Genomic DNA, 15,749 nt, shown 5'->3' with positions numbered 1-15,749 from the left:
CGTGACGAAGTCGCATGATGCGTGTCTGCAGTCTCGGGTGATTCTCAGTGCTGCGTCGCCTGAGCCCGCAGCCTCGCACGGGTGGGCGGCATTCAGATGTCGTTCACTCTTGCGTCAGGTGCAGGCCATGTCGGGGTGGTCGTTCGTTTGATCGGGATCCCTAGGCTCACTCTGGTGCTCGACCCTTTGAGCTTGCGAATCGGCGGGCGGGGCGGGCCACGAGAGGACTACCGTGATTCGTCGCAATCTCATCGCTACCGGAGTAATCGCCACAGTGGCGCTGCTCGGCCTGAGCGCCTGCAGCTCGGGGTCGACCGAGACGCCCGATGCCGGGGCCACCGTCGATGCAGCCACTGCCACGAGCGCCGAGGACTTCGGCGGCTTTGAGGCCTTGGTCGCCGCGGCGCAGGCCGAGGGCGAACTGAATGTGATCGCGCTTCCCGAAAACTGGGCCAACTACGGCAAGATCATCGCCGCGTTCGAGGACGAGTACGGAATCACCGTGAACTCCGCCTCACCCGACGTTTCAAGCGCTGAGGAGATTCAGGCCGCCGAGAACCTCAAGGGTCAAGACACCGCCCCCGACGTGTTCGACCTCGGCACGGCTGTCGCGCTCGACAGCCTCGACTACTTTGCCCCGTACCAGGTGCAGACCTGGGACGACATTCCCGCTGAGAACAAGGAAGCCACCGGCCTCTGGGTAAATGACTACACGGGGTTGATGTCGATCGGCTACAATGCAGATCTGGTCGATGCCCCGGCATCACTCGATGACCTCCTGGGCGAGGGCTACAAGGGTGCCGTGGCGCTCAATGGCGACCCGACCCAGGCCGGAGCCGCGTTCGCGGGTGTGGGCCTCGCCACCGTGCAGGGCGGCGGCAGCCTCGACGACTTCCAGACCGGCATCGACTTCTTCGCCGATCTGAACGCTGCAGGCAACTTCCTGACAGTCGATCCGACCCCCGCGACGATCGCCTCGGGTGAGACCCCAGTGGTATTCGACTGGTCGTACAACAACATCGCCGAGAAGCAGAACGTGCCCACCTGGGAGAACCTGGTGTTGCCCGGTGCTGCGTACGGTGCCTACTACAATCAGGCGATCAACATCGACGCGCCGAACCCGGCTGCTGCCCGCCTATGGCAGGAGTGGATCTTCAGCGACACCGTGCAGAACCTCTACCTCGAAAGCGGCGCCTTCCCGGTGCGTCTTGCCGCGATGGAAGCAGCTGGCTCGGTTGATGCAGACATCCTGAAGGCAGTTGGTGGTCTTCCAGAGGAACTCGTGAGCGCGGATGAGGCGCAGACCACCGCAGCGAACGAGTTGCTCGCCGCTGCGTGGCCCGGCGTTATCGGCTAACTTGCCGAATCGGGATCCTGGTGCCGGGCATCGCCCGGTGCCAGGATCCACCCGCGATTGGACACGCTCATGAAATGGCTTGGTCTTACGCCGTTCGCGCTCTACGTGCTCGTCTTTCTGGCGCTCCCCGCGACCCTGGCGATCGGCACTGGATTCTTCGACTCGGACGGCGAAGTGACGCTCGACAACTTCGCGGTGCTCCTCGAGCCTGCGGTTCAGCAGACCTTCTGGGCATCGATCTGGGTAAGTGCACTCACAGCGCTGCTCGGCGCATCGCTGGGGGCGCTGCTCTGCTATGCCCTGCTTGGCGCGAGAGAGGGCGGTCCGCTGCGTCGTGCGATCGACGCCGCATCCAGCGTGCTTGCCCAGTTCGGCGGGGTCATGCTGGCGTTCGCGTTCATCGCGACTATCGGCATCCAGGGGATCCTCACCGTGTTGCTGCGTGATCAGTTCGGTCTCGATATCTTCGAGAACGGCGTGTGGCTCTACCAACTTCCCGGCCTGATTCTGCCGTACCTCTACTTTCAGGTTCCCCTCATGGTCATTGTGTTTTTCCCGGCGATGCAGGGGCTGCGGCGAGAGTGGGCGGAGGCGAGTGCCACGCTCGGCGGTGGATCGCTGACCTACTGGGGCCGCATCGCGGGACCGATCCTCGCGCCGTCGTTCCTGGGTTCGCTGCTGCTGCTGTTCGCAAATGCCTTTTCGTCGTATGCAACCGCGGCAGCGCTGATCAGTCAGGGCGCTCAGATCGTTCCCCTGCAGATTCGCGCCGCGCTTATCGCCGAGACCGGGGTCAACCGTGCGAACTCGGCTGGCGCACTGGCGCTCGGTATGTTGCTCGTCATGCTCATCGTCATGGTGGGCTACTCCGCGCTGCAGCGCCGCGCCGCGAGGTGGCAGGGTTGAGCGCCGCGACCACCTCCCGCGTGGCAAGATCAGTAAGCGGACTGCCTGCGCCGTGGCTGCGACGCACGATTCTCGTGCTGATCTGCGGGGTGTTTCTCGTTCCGATCGTGTCGATGCTGTGGTTCACCTTCCGGCTGCAGGGTGGCGGCATTGGGGGTGACCATTGGGTGGCGCTCTTCAACCCGGAGAATGAACGCGCCTACCGCAACCTCGTGACGGGCATCACCAATTCGCTCATTCTCGCGTTGATCACCATCGCGATCGTGTGGCTGCTTTTTCTGCCCACCATCGTGCTCGTGCACCTGCAGTTTCCGAAGCTCGCGCGGGCGTTCGAACTGCTTACCGTGCTGCCAATCGCGATTCCTGCCATCGTGCTTGTCGTCGGATTTGCGCCGCTCTACCGGGCCATCGCGCAGGTGGTGGGCAGCGGTGTGTGGACGCTCAGTCTCGCCTACGGCGTGCTGGTCTTGCCCTTCGCCTACCGCGCTATCGCCTCCGATCTGCAGAGCATGAATGCGCAGACCCTTGCTGAGGCTGCCCGCACCTTGGGGGCGAGCTGGCTGACCGTGCTCACACACATCATCGCCCCGGGCTTGCGCTCGGGGCTCACGAGCGCAACCCTGATCACGGCGGCCGTGGTGTTGGGCGAATTCACCGTATCTTCCCTCCTCAACCGCGTCACCATGCAGGTGGCGCTCGTCGAGGTATCCAAGAGCGACCCGTATGCGGCGGTCATCACCTCGCTGCTGTCGCTCATCATCGTTTTCGCGCTGCTATTCACGTTTGCGTCGCTGAACTCAGCGCGCGGCAGGCGAAGAATTCGACCCCAGGAGGTTGGCACGAATGGCTGACACAGCTGCAGCGCACATGCTGAAGGGTACCCGGATCACTTTTGCCGGGGTGACCAAGGCCTACGGCTCGAATACTGTCCTCAATCGAATCGATCTCGACGTGCAGCAGGGCGAGTTCGTCGCGTTGCTCGGCCCCTCGGGTTGCGGGAAGACGACGATGCTGCGCTGCCTCGCCGGGCTCGAGGCGGTCACGAGCGGCGGGATTGCCATTGACGGCGCCGACATCGCCCGAGTCCCGGCCAACAAACGCGACATGGGTGTGGTGTTCCAGGCATATTCGCTTTTCCCGCACATGACCGTCAGGCAGAACGTCGAATTTGGTTTGCGCATGCGCAAGGTCGCTGCGCAGGAGCGCGGAGCCAGGGTGCAGGAGTCCCTCGAACTTGTGGGGCTTGCGCACCTCGGTGGTCGATATGCGCACACGCTCTCTGGCGGTCAGCAGCAGCGAGTTGCGCTCGCCCGCGCGCTCGTTACCAGGCCTCGTGCCCTGCTCCTCGACGAGCCGCTCTCCGCGCTCGATGCCAAGGTGCGGGTGCGTCTCAGAGATGAGATCAAGGCGATTCAAACCGAGCTGGGTATCACCACGATATTCGTGACCCACGATCAGGAGGAAGCGCTCGCTGTCGCCGATCGGGTCGCTGTCATGAAAGACGGAGTGATCGAACAGCTCGGTGCACCGGAAGAACTCTATCGGCGCCCGGCAACCCCGTTCGTCGCTCGCTTTATCGGAGAATCCAACCGCATGCAGGGGACGCTCGCTGGCGACGGTGTGCAGATGCTTGGCACTCAACTCCCGGTCATCGCTCACTCCGGTCTGCGCGAGGGATCCGCTGTACACGCATTTGTGCGACCCGAGCAGTTGTTATTAACGAGGGTACCTGCGGGCGAAGACGCGGGGGATCGGCAGGCACCCCTGGGGCACGGCACCGCCGCGGTCGTGGTCTCGAGCGGTTTTCTCGGTGCCCAGAGACGAACCGTCGTTCGACTATCGACTGGAGAGCTGGTGACGGTGCAGCACCCGGCCAGCGAGAGCTTCTCCGTGGATGACCAGGTCAGTGTTCGACTCGTTGGAGACCCGGTCGCAGTGGAACGCGCTGAGCCTGACCCATCGGCTGTTTAGGCGAGATCGCAGCGTTCCGCGAGCAGCGTGACGTGGCGGCCCTGTGTCCGAGTCAGGATCAGCGTGGCTCGATTTGGCCCGCGGAGCTTGAGTCGAGTGCGCAGGGCTGCCGGGTCAACGTCGGCCCCACGCTTCTTGATTTCGAGAGCACCGATGCCGCGTTCGGAGAGGGCTCGGCGGAGGTGTTTCTCCTGGCCGGGCAGCTCTTCGAGCACGCGAAATGCCTGCGCGAATGGGGTGGCCCGCAGCGAGTCGGCCGTGAGATAGGCAATCCCGTCACTCACCATGCCAGCATCGAGCTGCTCCGCGAGCAAGCCAATCAGTCGCGCCCGAATCACCGCACCGTCTGGCTCGTACAGAAACGCTCCGAGTTCACGCGTCTCGGCATCGGGGAAATCGACTGCCGCTGTGAGCTCGTGCTGCCGGCCGCCGCGCACCACGAGCGCAGCGCGGCCCACTCCCGGGCGAGCGACAGCCCCGAACCACAGCCCGGTCTCGACCACTTGGCCGTCAACCGAGACCCACTGCGCTTCCGCGGACGGCGGAATGAGTTCTCGATCGAATCCCGGGCCTAGCTTCACGCCGGTAGGGAAACGGTCGGAAAGGCCGAACGCGAAGTCAAGCGAGGGGGAATAATCGTCGGGGGAGGAGAGCCTGCGGGTGTCGCGGTGCCCCGCGGTGCGGCGGGCGGGATCCAGGAAGACACCATCGACACTGGTGAGGCTCACCATTTGCGCGTCGGTTACGGAAACCCGAGGGGGCAGTGTTGCGTGAGCGTCGGATGCGATGGCGAGGTTGTGTTCGGCAACCCGGGCAGTGAACGGGTCGATTTCCACGGGCCGCACCTGGACTCCTGCGGCCACGAGTGCGAGTGATTCCGCGCCAATGCCGCAGCCGAGGTCAGCAACAACGCGACAGCCCGCAGTCGCGAAGCGCTGTGCGTGGGTATTTGCCACGACGGCGCGTGTCGCCTGCTCAAGTCCCGCGGGAGTGTAGAGGTAGCGCCTGGCGTGCTCGCCGAATTTCAGGGTGGCCTTCCGGCGCAGATCGGCTTGGCTGAGTAGGGCGGCAGATTCGTCGGGAGGTACTCCCTGAGAGCGTAGCCGCGCTCCCAACTCAAAGGCACCCGATCCGCTCTCAAGCGCACGTTCTACCTCGGCGAGGCGCTCAAGGCCGAGGGAGGTGAAAAGTGTCGACCACCCCGGTGGTGCCTCACGTGAAGCGGGCCCCGGGGTGTTCCCCCGGGGCCCGCTTGTGAATGCTGTCATCCGTTTAGAACGAGTTATCGAATTCGGAAGGATCGAATTCGGAGAAGGCGGCGCCCATGGTTGCGATCATGATGATGATGAACGCAAAGTAGGAAACGACCGCGAGAATCACACCTGCAACCATCACATAGCCGACGATGAGCGCGGTGAGCGCCACACCTCGTCCGGTATCACCGTTGCGCTTGATCTGGCTCATCCCCATGTGGCCAAAGACAATGCCAGCGATTGGCTGCACGAAGGCCAGCACGATGGCGATGAGCGCGAATGCGTTCATGTGAGCCAGCGTGGTGGGTCGAGCTGGAAGCACCGGTTCGGGCTGGTAACTGGCCTGCTGCTCCGAAGCCACCACGGGGGAGCGCTCGTTGCTCTGAAACGGGTCGGTGTCGGGCAGCACCGTGGTGGGCTGTTCCGTTCCGGGCGGGGTGGGTGTTGACATGACTTCTCTCTATGGTTGTGTGGCCAGTGATTCGACTAGTAGCTGACGCCGCTCATGCCAATCGACGCGATGACCGCGATCCAAATGAAAATGCCGATTACCCAGGCGGCAACACCGATGTAGCCGATGATGAGTGCGGCGATCGCGAGACCACGCCCGCCCTCACCGGTCTTCTTGATCTGATTCAGTGCGATGTGACCCAGAATGACACCAACCAAACTCACAATGATCGACGCGATCAGTGCGATGATCGCCATCGTGTTGGTGGGGCGAGGTGCGGGTTGTTGGGGTGCCGCGTACTGCTGCGGTGCCGCGTACTGCGGGGCGGCGGGCTGCTGCGGGGGCACAGGCTGCTGGTTGGGGTCATAGGGGGTCGTCATGTGGGACTCCTCGAATCAAGCTGACGGGCTCTGTTGCCCCGGTCAGTCAGTCATGATTATCCCATAGGGGAGCCAAATATTGGGCGAATTTCAGGGGTGAGGCATCGGAACTTTCAGGGGTCTACTGAGCGGAGTGAGTGGGAAGGAAACGCTACGTCAGTGTTCGCCCGCGGCGATACGAGCCCGCAATGCTGGCACTCACCTTGCGAGAGTGCTAGCGGAGACCATAGAATTCCAACAGGGCGCCCGACCTTGGGCGCAGGTCCAGTTTTCCCGCTTCAAGAAAGAGGTCACCCGTGTCGGTCTCCATCAAGCCGCTCGAAGATCGCATTGTTATCAAGCAGGTCGAAGCAGAGCAGACGACCGCTTCAGGTCTGGTCATTCCCGACAGCGCCAAGGAGAAGCCCCAGGAGGGCGAGGTCGTGGCTGTGGGCCCCGGTCGCATTGATGACAAGGGCAACCGCGTGCCGCTCGACGTCTCCGTGGGCGATATCGTGCTCTACTCGAAGTTCGGTGGCACCGAGGTGAAGTACGGGGGCGACGAGTTCCTCGTGCTCTCCGCTCGCGACATCCTCGCGGTGGTTGTGCGCTAATTTCGCGCGTTACGAGAAGGGCCGGTGCAGTGTACCGGCCCTTCTTTTTTCCCGGAGCGATCGGGCTGTGATCTGGTACTAGGCTGGCGTGGTGACGAATCGTTCGGGCTACTTCTACGGGGTCGCCGCGTACCTGTGGTGGGGTGCGTTCCCCCTCTTCTTCAGCTTGTTGAGCCCGATCAACCCCCTCGAGATCGTGCCCTGGCGCGTGCTGACTGCGGTTGCCTTTTGTGTCATCGCGATCGCGGTCATGCGGTCGTTCGGCCCCGTTGCACGCATTCTTAAGTCCCCGAAACAACTGACATGGTTCGTGGTTTCGTCGATCCTGCTGTACGCCAACTGGCAGATCTTCGTGATCGCGATCGTCACAGGGCAGATACTGGAAGCCTCGCTCGGGTACTTCATCAACCCGCTCATGACGGTGCTGATTGGTGTGCTCGTGCGGCGAGAGAAGCTGCGGTCGGCCCAGTGGGTGGCAGTCAGCATCGCCGGCATCGGGGTGATGATCGGCGCGATTGCCTACGGAACTTTCCCCTGGCTTGCGCTCGGAATAGCGTTGACGTTCGCCCTCTACGGCGCGGTGCGCAAGCAGGTCAGTGAGGAAATTGACCCGCTCTCTGGTCTCACCGTCGAGACCATCATTGCGCTGCCAGTTGCCTTGGCACAGCTTCTCGCGCTCTTCCTCCTGGGCGGGTCGCTCACCGCTTTTACTCACGGTTCAGCAGTGACAATTCCCCTGTTGCTGAGTGGGGTTGCAACCGCGATTCCGCTGCTCCTCTTTGGAGCGGCGAATCGTCGACTCCCGTTGACGCACCTGGGGTTCATTCAGTTCTTGACACCAATCCTGGGTTTTCTCAGTGGGTATTTCATTTTTCACGAAGAAATGCCACTGACGCGCTGGATTGGTTTTGTCGCGGTGTGGATCGCGCTCGTGATCCTCGTGACCGATATGGTCGTGGCGAGTAGGCGCATGCGAGCCCAGTCGCGGGTCAGTATCGAGCCTCCCGCAACCACAGCTCCAATTACCACTCATCCTGCAGCGTAGCCATCCCGGGAACAACCAGCGGGTCGCTGCGATTACACTGGTGACACGGCCACACCCCGGCCACAGGACGGCGTCGTTCGCTCCCACCGCACCGATCTGCAGAAGAGGTCTTCATGGAACAGCGTGATCCGTTCGCCTTCACCGGGCTCACCTACGATGATGTGCTGCTGCTTCCAGCGCACACCGACGTGATTCCCAGCGAGGCGGATACTTCAACGCAGCTAACTCGTCGCATTCGGCTTGGCATGCCCCTCGTCTCAGCTGCCATGGACACGGTGACCGAGACGCGGATGGCCGTGGCGATGGCACGAAACGGTGGCATCGGTATTCTGCACCGCAATCTTTCGATTCAAGATCAGGCCGAAATGGTTGATCGGGTGAAGCGCAGCGAAGCCGGGATGATCACGAACCCGGTCACCACCCATGTCGATGCGACCGTCGCTGAGGTTGACGCGGTGTGTGGTGAGTACCGAGTATCCGGACTTCCGGTGATCGACAAACAGGGCACGCTCGTGGGCATCATCACCAATCGCGACATGCGTTTCATCGATCCGGCGGAGCGTGCGACGCTGCGCGTCGGCGAGGTCATGACTCGCATGCCACTCGTCACCGCACCCGTCGGTATTTCGCGCGCTGCGGCGGCGGAGATCTTTAACAAGCACAAGATAGAGAAGCTGCCGCTCGTGGATGCAAGCGGTAAGCTCACCGGCCTCATGACGGTCAAGGATTTCGATAAGGAAGAGCAATACCCCAATGCCACGAAGGACGATGCCGGGCGGCTCCGCGTGGGTGCCGGTATCGGCTTCTTCGGCGATGCGTGGAAGCGCGCAGGTGAGCTGCTTGAAGCCGGAGTCGATGTGCTTGTCGTGGATACCGCGAACGGCGACAGTCGGGGCGTGCTCGACATCATCTCAAAGCTCAAGGCCGACCCGGCCTTCGCGGCGATCGATGTCATTGGCGGAAACGTTGCGACATATGCTGGCGCGCGCGCCATCGTTGAGGCGGGTGCCGACGCAGTGAAGGTGGGGGTGGGGCCCGGTTCAATTTGCACAACTCGGGTGATCGCCGGGGTCGGGGTTCCGCAAGTCACCGCCGTGTATGAGGCGGCAAAGGCGGCGACGCCAGCGGGTGTGCCCGTGATTGCTGACGGCGGCCTGCAGTATTCTGGCGATATCGCGAAGGCCCTCGTTGCGGGTGCGTCATCGGTCATGCTCGGTTCGCTCTTCGCCGGTACCGATGAGAGCCCCGGTGACCTGGTCTTTGTGGGTGGAAAGCAGTACAAGAGCTACCGTGGAATGGGTTCGCTCGGAGCGCTGCAGACGCGAGGCGAGCGCACCTCCTACTCGAAGGATCGCTATTTCCAGGCCGACGTGCCGAGCGATGAGAAGCTCATCCCCGAGGGCATCGAGGGTCAGGTGCCCTACCGTGGCCCAGCCGGCGCCGTTGCACATCAGCTCATCGGTGGCCTGCGCCAGTCGATGTTCTACGTCGGGGCGCGAACGATCGATGAGCTCAAGGAGCGCGGCCAGTTCGTACGCATCACCGCAGCGGGCCTGAAGGAAAGCCACCCGCACGATGTGCAAATGGTCGTTGAGGCACCGAACTACAAGCGGTAGTGAGTTCACCTCGATGTCACACCGAGCCGGTAGGCTGGTGTGGTGAGTAACGAGATCGAAATCGGCCGCGGAAAGCGCGCGCGACGCGTGTACACCTTCGACGAGATCGGCATTGTGCCGACGCGCCGGACGCGCGACCCCGAGGTGGTCTCGACCCAGTGGTCGATCGATGCGTTCCAGTTCGAGATCCCGGTGCTGGGTGCGCCGATGGATTCCGTCATGTCGCCCCAGACCGCTATCGCGCTGGGGCACCTCGGCGGGCTTGGCGTGCTGAACCTCGAAGGGTTGTGGACGCGGTACGAGGATCCGCAGCCACTGCTTGACGAACTGGCGACGCTGGGCGATGATGCCGAGACGGTCAAGCGCATGCGGGAGATGTACGCTGCGCCGATCCGCCCCGAGCTGATTCGTGACCGACTGGGCGAGATTCGCGCTGCTGGGGTCACGGTCGCGGGTGCACTGTCCCCGCACCGCACCGCAGAGTTTCACGACACGGTGATTAAGGCAGGCGTCGATCTCTTTGTGATCCGCGGCAACACCGTATCTGCCGAGCACGTGTCGGTCGACGGGCGCGAGCCGCTGAATCTCAAGCAGTTCATTTACGAACTCGACGTTCCCGTGATCGTGGGCGGTGCGGCGACTTACCAATCGGCACTGCATCTGATGCGCACGGGCGCGGCCGGTGTGCTCGTCGGTTTCGGTGGTGGCGCATCATCGACCACGCGGGCCACGCTGGGCATTCGCGCACCGATGGCATCGGCGATTGCTGACGTTGCGGGCGCACGATCCGACTATCTTGACGAGTCGGGCGGACGATACGTGCACGTGATCGCTGACGGTGGGCTGGGCACCTCTGGTGACCTCATCAAAGCGGTCGCGTGTGGCTCTGATGCGGTGATGCTCGGTGCGACGCTTGCGCGTGCGACCGACGCCCCCGGGCAGGGTTGGCATTGGGGCCAAGAGGCCCACCACGAAGATCTTCCGCGCGGGAAGCGGATGCGCGTGGGCGGGGTTGCGCCGCTCTCCGAAGTCATCGCGGGGCCCGCGCATGTCGCAGATGGCACGGCGAACCTGATGGGTGCGCTGCGACGGGCGATGGCCACCACGGGCTATTCCGAGTTGAAGGAATTTCAGCGCGTCGGCATTGTGTACGCAGAGCGGTAGGCATCATGGCGCAGCAGGACTCACGAAGTACCGATCGGCTCGGGCCTGCTGAGCGCGACGCAGCGCTCGCCACGCTTCGTGACCCCGAACACGAGCTCGATGTGCTCGTCATCGGTGGAGGCATCACCGGTACAGGGGCTGCGCTCGACGCGGTGACGCGCGGGCTCTCCACGGGAATGGTCGAGTCGCGCGACTGGGGATTCGGTACCTCCAGCCGGTCCTCGAAGCTTGTACACGGCGGGATCCGCTATCTCGAGCAGATGAACTTTTCGCTGGTGCGCGAGGCTCTCATTGAACGCGGCCTACTGCTGCAACGGATCGCGCCGCACCTCGTGCGTCCCGTGCGCTTCCTGTACCCGGTCACGACCCCCGTCATCGAGCGCGTCTACGTGGGTGCCGGAATGATGCTGTACGACCTGTTCGCGCGTTCAGGTGGGCGAGCGCCGGGGGTACCGTGGCATCGCCACGTCTCGCGCAAGGGGTTGCAGCGCGATGCGCCGGGCCTGCGGAGGGGCGCGTTTCGCGGGGGGCTGAGTTACAGTGACGCGCAGGTCGACGATGCCCGATACGTCGCGATGCTCGCGCGGACGGCGGCCTCGTACGGTGCGCACATCGCGAGCAGGGTTCGTGTCGAGGGATTCCTGAAGGTTGGCGAGCGCGTGGTTGGTGTCACCGCGCGCGACCTCATGACCGATGAGACGTTCGAGATTCACGCCAAGCAAGTGGTCAATGCCACGGGTGTGTGGACGAGCGATCTGCAGAAACTCGTGGGGGAGCGCGCCACGTTTTCGGTGCGGTCGTCAAAGGGGATCCATCTGGTCGTGCCGCGCGATCGCTTCCGCTCGAAATATGGTTTGCTGTTGCGCACGGCGAAGAGCGTGCTGTTCGTGATCCCGTGGGGTCGACACTGGCTCATCGGCACCACCGACACTGATTGGGAGCTCGACAAGGCCCACCCCGCGGCGACTGCGGCCGATATCGACTACCTGCTCGAGCAGGTCAACCGTGTGCTGAAGACTCCACTGACCCGCGACGATGTCGAGGGTGTGTTTGCGGGGCTGCGCCCGCTCCTCGCCGGTGAGAGCGATGAAACCTCGAAGCTCTCGCGCGAGCACCTCGTGGCGCAACCGGTGCCTGGTCTGGTGATGGTCGCTGGAGGGAAGTGGACGACCTATCGCGTGATGGCGAAGGATGCCATCGATGCTGCGGCGGACGCGCTCGATGGTCGCGTGCCGGAGTCAATCACGCATGACGTGCCGCTTCTGGGCGCGGAGGGCTACAAAGCGGCCTGGAACCGCCGCAGCCGCGTCGCGCGCGCCTTCGACGTGCACCCCACGCGAATCGAGCACCTGTTGCGCCGGTACGGCTCACTCACCGGTGAGCTGCTTGATCTGATCCGGGAGCGACCCGAGTTGGCGGACCCGCTGCCCGGTGCTGATGACTACATCGGGGCGGAGGTGGTGTACGCGGCGAGTCACGAGGGTGCCCTGCACCTTGACGACGTGCTCGCCCGGCGCACCCGCATTTCCATTGAGGCTTGGGATCGCGGGGTCTCAGCGGCTCCGGTTGCCGCCTCGCTCATGGCGGGGGTGCTGGGCTGGTCGAGGGCTCGCACCGAGACCGAAATTGAGCGTTATCGAGCCCGGGTTGAAGCCGAACTCGCGAGCCAGCAACAACTCACGGACGTGGCGGCGGATCGCGTGCGCCTCGGCGCTCCAGAGCCGTCCGCCTGAGCCCTCCGTCCGTCTGAGCCCTCCGTCCACCTGACTGAGGCCACCACCAGATTCGGTTCAGCCTCGCGGGCTACAATTTGGGGGTGCCGCGCCCCACTTGTGGCGCGCGGAATCCGCACCAGTCCCATTCAAGGAGCGCTGCACCATCAGCACCACACTGCCCGCCTCCCGGCGCCCCCAGTACGCGGGGAAGCCCACACTCGGGCAGGTGATGCGCAGACCACAGTGGATCGGCGCGCTCCTGTTGGCGCTCGTCGTCGCGGGCGCGTTCGCCTGGCTCGGGCAGTGGCAGTTGAGTTTTGCCGTACAGGCAGAGAACGATGACGCAGCGAGCAGCGAGATTGCGCGCCCCATATCCGAGGTGACCGATGCCGGCACCTCGGTAGCCGACACCGCCGCGGGCATGGTCGTGACCACCTCAGGCGAATTCGTGCCCGGCGATTTTCAGATCATTGAGCAGCGAATGCACGGCGGCGAGCTGGGTGTATGGGTGAGCGGTCACCTCGCTTCTGATGAGGGGCACCTTGCCGTTGCGCTTGGGTGGGCGCGAACCGATGCCGATGCCGCGCGAGCGATCGACGCGCTTGATGCCCTCAGTGCCGAGTCGGGATTGAGCGTCGGGGTTGAAGGGCGGTATATGCCTCCCGACGGGGCGATGCTACCGAGACCGGACGAAGACCCAATGAGCATCACGAGCATGGCCCCGGCGCAACTTGTCAATCTTTGGCAACCCTTCGATGGGTCCGCCTACGCGGGGTTCCTCGTCATGCATCCAGGGGAGGGTGAGAGCCCGATCGACAGCTCGACGATGACGAAGCTCGGTCTCGTCGCGATCGATTCGGTTCCGCCGCTTCCCGTGGAAAAGATCAACTGGCTCAACCTCTTCTACGCAGTCGAGTGGGTCGTGTTCGCGGGCTTCGCGATTTTCTTCTGGTACCGACTCGCCCGCGACGCATGGGAGAAGGAGCACGAGCTTCGACTGCTTGCCGCAGCCGGGCCGGATGCCCACGAAGCCGGGATCCGCGGAACGGGCGCCTCGAGCGGGTCACCGGCCGAACAGGGTTCGCCCTAGTGCAACCGCCGATCCACCATCTCGCACTCGAATAGAATGGACCCCATGGTTCTGCAGCCCAAGCCAGCCGACTACCCGCGGATTCGTCGGGCGCTCAAGGTCTACAAGGTCACGTCGGTGATCACCGGCACAATGCTGTTACTGCTGTGCGCAGTGATGGTCATGAAGTATGCGTTCCAGGTGCAACTGTTTCTGTTTACACCAGAAGGCTTTGCCTCGTTCGAGCCGCTTGCGCCCGAGGGTGTGGAGAGCGATTATCAGCCAGCCGGGTTCGACCTCTTTAAGGCGATTCTGATCGCGCACGGCTGGTTCTATGTCGTGTACCTGATCTCGAATTTCATGCTGTGGAGCCCGATGCGCTGGAACTTCACGAAGTTCCTGGTGCTCGCGCTCGGAGGCGTCATTCCGCTCATGTCTTTCTTTCTTGAGGTGCGCGTGGCCCGCCAGGTCAACGCATTCCTCGACTCCCACGGCGACCCGTCACACCCCCAGATTTCACCGGACACCCCCGCGGCCGAAGCCGCCCATTCCTCGGAAGGCCGCCCATGACCGAAAATACCCAAACCTCGCACCAGCCGGTTCTCGTTGTTGACTTTGGCGCTCAGTACGCGCAGCTGATCGCGCGTCGCGTTCGTGAGGCTGGAGTGTTCTCCGAGCTGGTGCCGCACACCATTTCGGCGGCAGAAGTTGAGGCGAAGCGGCCACTCGCAGTGGTGCTGTCTGGCGGGCCCTCGTCGGTCTACGAAGCGGGTGCCCCGCAGTTTGACGCGAGCATCTTCGAGCTGGGCATTCCCGTGTTTGGTATTTGCTACGGGTTCCAGGTAATGGCACGCGCACTGGGCGGCGAGGTTGGGAATACGGGCGACCGCGAATACGGGGCCACGACCACGACGGTGCACGGTGGCGGTGGCGCGATCCTTTCGGGGCAGCCCGCCGAGCAGAACGTGTGGATGAGCCACGGCGATGCCGTGCAACAGGCGCCTGAGGGTTTCGATGTGTTGGCCTCGACGTCGGTGACCCCCGTCGCCGCGTTCGGTTCCGCCGAGCGCAAGATGTATGGCGTGCAGTGGCACCCCGAGGTGCGGCACAGCGATTTCGGTCAGCGCGTGCTCGAAAACTTCCTCCACGAGGTCGCTGGCATTCCCGCCGACTGGAACGCCGGAAACGTCATCGCCGAGCAGGTGGATCGCATCCGCGCTCAGGTGGGCAGCGGCAAGGTGATTTGTGGGCTCTCGGGCGGCGTTGACTCCGCGGTGGCCGCGGCTCTGGTGCAGAAGGCAGTCGGCGAGCAACTCGTGTGTGTCTTTGTGGATCACGGCTTGCTGCGCCAAGACGAACGACGCCAGGTGGAGGAGGACTTCGTCGCCTCCACTGGCGTGCGTCTGGTGACCGTTGACGCGCGGGCCCAGTTCATGTCTGCGCTTGCGGGAGTGACCGACCCCGAGACGAAGCGAAAGATCATTGGCCGCGAGTTCATCCGCACCTTTGAGCAGGCCGAGGCTGAGCTCATCGCGGAGGCCGCTGAAGGTGATGGCGAGCCGATCCGTTTCCTGGTGCAGGGAACGCTGTACCCCGACGTGGTCGAGTCGGGCGGAGGATCGGGCACCGCGAATATTAAGAGCCACCACAATGTGGGGGGACTTCCCGAGGACATGAACTTCGAACTGGTCGAGCCGCTGCGCGATCTGTTCAAGGATGAGGTGCGGGCGATCGGACGCGAGCTCGGGTTGCCCGAGGAGATCGTTTCGCGCCAGCCGTTCCCCGGACCGGGCCTCGGTATTCGGATCATCGGCGAGGTCACGGAGGAGCGCCTGGATATTTTGCGGGCGGCCGACGCGATCGCTCGTGAGGAGCTCACGGCGGCCGGCCTCGACGGTGAGATTTGGCAGTGCCCGGTCGTGCTGCTCGCCGATGTGCGTTCGGTGGGCGTGCAGGGCGACGGCCGCACGTACGGGCATCCCGTGGTGCTGCGCCCGGTGTCGTCGGAGGACGCGATGACCGCCGACTGGACGCGCGTGCCCTACGACGTGCTCGCGCGCATCTCGAACCGCATTACGAATCAGGTGCCGGAGGTCAACCGCGTGGTGCTCGACGTGACGTCGAAGCCACCCGGCACAATTGAATGGGAGTAGGCGTGAAACGAGAGGCCATTTCTGGCCTCTCGTAGCCTACTCCGAGGCCGTCTCGGCCTCGGTTGAGTCGTGACTT

At 63.7% G+C, this 15,749-nt stretch carries 16 protein-coding genes; 13 read left to right on the top strand and 3 right to left on the bottom strand.

Annotated elements, in window-relative coordinates; all coding sequences use genetic code 11:
• Window position 1: 1 nt before the first annotated feature.
• The 5 genes from ACR0R4_RS03355 (at window position 2) to ACR0R4_RS03335 (ending at window position 4,234) form a co-directional block, all read left to right on the top strand.
• Window positions 2-151, top strand: coding sequence for a hypothetical protein (locus ACR0R4_RS03355; RefSeq protein WP_433645926.1), 150 nt, complete (start codon window positions 2-4; stop codon window positions 149-151).
• 81 nt (window positions 152-232) lie between these two features.
• On the top strand, window positions 233-1,357 hold the full coding sequence (locus ACR0R4_RS03350; protein ID WP_433645925.1) for an ABC transporter substrate-binding protein: 1,125 nt from the start codon (window positions 233-235) through the stop codon (window positions 1,355-1,357).
• A 69-nt stretch (window positions 1,358-1,426) separates the two neighbouring features.
• Window positions 1,427-2,263 carry an ABC transporter permease gene (locus ACR0R4_RS03345; protein WP_433645924.1) on the top strand — a complete coding sequence of 279 codons (837 nt, stop codon included), beginning with the start codon at window positions 1,427-1,429 and terminating at the stop codon, window positions 2,261-2,263.
• The gene (locus ACR0R4_RS03340) at window positions 2,251-3,114 is read left to right on the top strand and encodes an ABC transporter permease (RefSeq protein WP_433645923.1); all 864 of its coding nucleotides are present in this window, start codon (window positions 2,251-2,253) and stop codon (window positions 3,112-3,114) included. Before ACR0R4_RS03345 ends, ACR0R4_RS03340 begins: the two co-directional genes overlap by 13 nt.
• The gene (locus tag ACR0R4_RS03335; RefSeq protein ID WP_433645922.1) at window positions 3,107-4,234 is read left to right on the top strand and encodes an ABC transporter ATP-binding protein; all 1,128 of its coding nucleotides are present in this window, start codon (window positions 3,107-3,109) and stop codon (window positions 4,232-4,234) included. The genes ACR0R4_RS03340 and ACR0R4_RS03335 overlap by 8 nt, the downstream gene beginning before the upstream one ends.
• Here ACR0R4_RS03335 and ACR0R4_RS03330 read toward each other — a convergent pair.
• Genes ACR0R4_RS03330 through ACR0R4_RS03320 form a run of 3 tightly spaced genes read right to left on the bottom strand, consistent with a single transcriptional unit; the run spans window position 4,231 to window position 6,318 of the window.
• Window positions 4,231-5,502, bottom strand: coding sequence for a THUMP-like domain-containing protein (locus ACR0R4_RS03330; RefSeq protein ID WP_433645921.1), 1,272 nt, complete (start codon window positions 5,500-5,502; stop codon window positions 4,231-4,233). The genes ACR0R4_RS03335 and ACR0R4_RS03330 overlap by 4 nt on opposite strands.
• Before the next feature lie 4 nt (window positions 5,503-5,506).
• Window positions 5,507-5,938: a DUF4190 domain-containing protein gene (locus ACR0R4_RS03325; protein WP_433645920.1), complete on the bottom strand. Its 432-nt coding sequence runs from the start codon at window positions 5,936-5,938 to the stop codon at window positions 5,507-5,509.
• 35 nt (window positions 5,939-5,973) lie between these two features.
• Window positions 5,974-6,318 carry a DUF4190 domain-containing protein gene (locus ACR0R4_RS03320; RefSeq protein WP_433645919.1) on the bottom strand — a complete coding sequence of 115 codons (345 nt, stop codon included), beginning with the start codon at window positions 6,316-6,318 and terminating at the stop codon, window positions 5,974-5,976.
• 296 nt (window positions 6,319-6,614) lie between these two features.
• Here ACR0R4_RS03320 and groES point away from each other — a divergent pair, with 296 nt between their 5' ends.
• The 8 genes from groES (at window position 6,615) to guaA (ending at window position 15,673) form a co-directional block, all read left to right on the top strand.
• On the top strand, window positions 6,615-6,911 hold the full coding sequence (groES, locus tag ACR0R4_RS03315; RefSeq protein WP_433645918.1) for a co-chaperone GroES: 297 nt from the start codon (window positions 6,615-6,617) through the stop codon (window positions 6,909-6,911).
• Between the two features lie 91 nt (window positions 6,912-7,002).
• Window positions 7,003-7,956 (top strand): EamA family transporter RarD, encoded by a 954-nt coding sequence (rarD, locus tag ACR0R4_RS03310; protein ID WP_433645917.1) that lies wholly within the window; start codon window positions 7,003-7,005, stop codon window positions 7,954-7,956.
• A 113-nt stretch (window positions 7,957-8,069) separates the two neighbouring features.
• Complete coding sequence (guaB, locus tag ACR0R4_RS03305; RefSeq protein WP_433645916.1) at window positions 8,070-9,572, top strand: IMP dehydrogenase; 1,503 nt, start codon at window positions 8,070-8,072, stop codon at window positions 9,570-9,572.
• Between the two features lie 42 nt (window positions 9,573-9,614).
• A complete protein-coding gene (locus ACR0R4_RS03300) occupies window positions 9,615-10,736 on the top strand; it encodes a GuaB3 family IMP dehydrogenase-related protein (RefSeq protein WP_433645915.1) in 1,122 nt (373 codons plus the stop codon).
• Between the two features lie 5 nt (window positions 10,737-10,741).
• The gene (locus ACR0R4_RS03295; protein ID WP_433645914.1) at window positions 10,742-12,469 is read left to right on the top strand and encodes a glycerol-3-phosphate dehydrogenase/oxidase; all 1,728 of its coding nucleotides are present in this window, start codon (window positions 10,742-10,744) and stop codon (window positions 12,467-12,469) included.
• Window positions 12,470-12,680: 211 nt separating this feature from the next.
• Window positions 12,681-13,541, top strand: coding sequence for an SURF1 family protein (locus ACR0R4_RS03290; protein WP_433646041.1), 861 nt, complete (start codon window positions 12,681-12,683; stop codon window positions 13,539-13,541).
• Between the two features lie 45 nt (window positions 13,542-13,586).
• Window positions 13,587-14,090 carry a DUF3817 domain-containing protein gene (locus tag ACR0R4_RS03285; protein WP_433645913.1) on the top strand — a complete coding sequence of 168 codons (504 nt, stop codon included), beginning with the start codon at window positions 13,587-13,589 and terminating at the stop codon, window positions 14,088-14,090.
• Window positions 14,087-15,673, top strand: coding sequence for a glutamine-hydrolyzing GMP synthase (guaA, locus tag ACR0R4_RS03280; protein ID WP_433645912.1), 1,587 nt, complete (start codon window positions 14,087-14,089; stop codon window positions 15,671-15,673). Before ACR0R4_RS03285 ends, guaA begins: the two co-directional genes overlap by 4 nt.
• Window positions 15,674-15,749 lie beyond the last annotated feature (76 nt).

Source organism: Leucobacter fengyongliangi (assembly GCF_050971685.1).
Classification (GTDB): Bacteria; Actinomycetota; Actinomycetes; order Actinomycetales; family Microbacteriaceae; genus Leucobacter.
This window is presented reverse-complemented; position numbering and strand designations above follow the sequence as displayed.

Bases quoted from the DNA above. Each gene is read 5' to 3' on its own strand.
- ACR0R4_RS03345 (WP_433645924.1), top strand. From the start codon at position 1,427: ATGAAATGGCTTGGTCTTACGCCGTTCGCGCTCTACGTGCTCGTCTTT.
- ACR0R4_RS03335 (WP_433645922.1), top strand. From the start codon at position 3,107: ATGGCTGACACAGCTGCAGCGCACATGCTGAAGGGTACCCGGATCACT.
- ACR0R4_RS03330 (WP_433645921.1), bottom strand. From the start codon at position 5,502: ATGACAGCATTCACAAGCGGGCCCCGGGGGAACACCCCGGGGCCCGCT.
- ACR0R4_RS03325 (WP_433645920.1), bottom strand. From the start codon at position 5,938: ATGTCAACACCCACCCCGCCCGGAACGGAACAGCCCACCACGGTGCTG.
- ACR0R4_RS03320 (WP_433645919.1), bottom strand. From the start codon at position 6,318: ATGACGACCCCCTATGACCCCAACCAGCAGCCTGTGCCCCCGCAGCAG.
- guaB (WP_433645916.1), top strand. From the start codon at position 8,070: ATGGAACAGCGTGATCCGTTCGCCTTCACCGGGCTCACCTACGATGAT.
- ACR0R4_RS03295 (WP_433645914.1), top strand. From the start codon at position 10,742: ATGGCGCAGCAGGACTCACGAAGTACCGATCGGCTCGGGCCTGCTGAG.
- ACR0R4_RS03290 (WP_433646041.1), top strand. From the start codon at position 12,681: ATGCGCAGACCACAGTGGATCGGCGCGCTCCTGTTGGCGCTCGTCGTC.
- ACR0R4_RS03285 (WP_433645913.1), top strand. From the start codon at position 13,587: ATGGTTCTGCAGCCCAAGCCAGCCGACTACCCGCGGATTCGTCGGGCG.
- guaA (WP_433645912.1), top strand. From the start codon at position 14,087: ATGACCGAAAATACCCAAACCTCGCACCAGCCGGTTCTCGTTGTTGAC.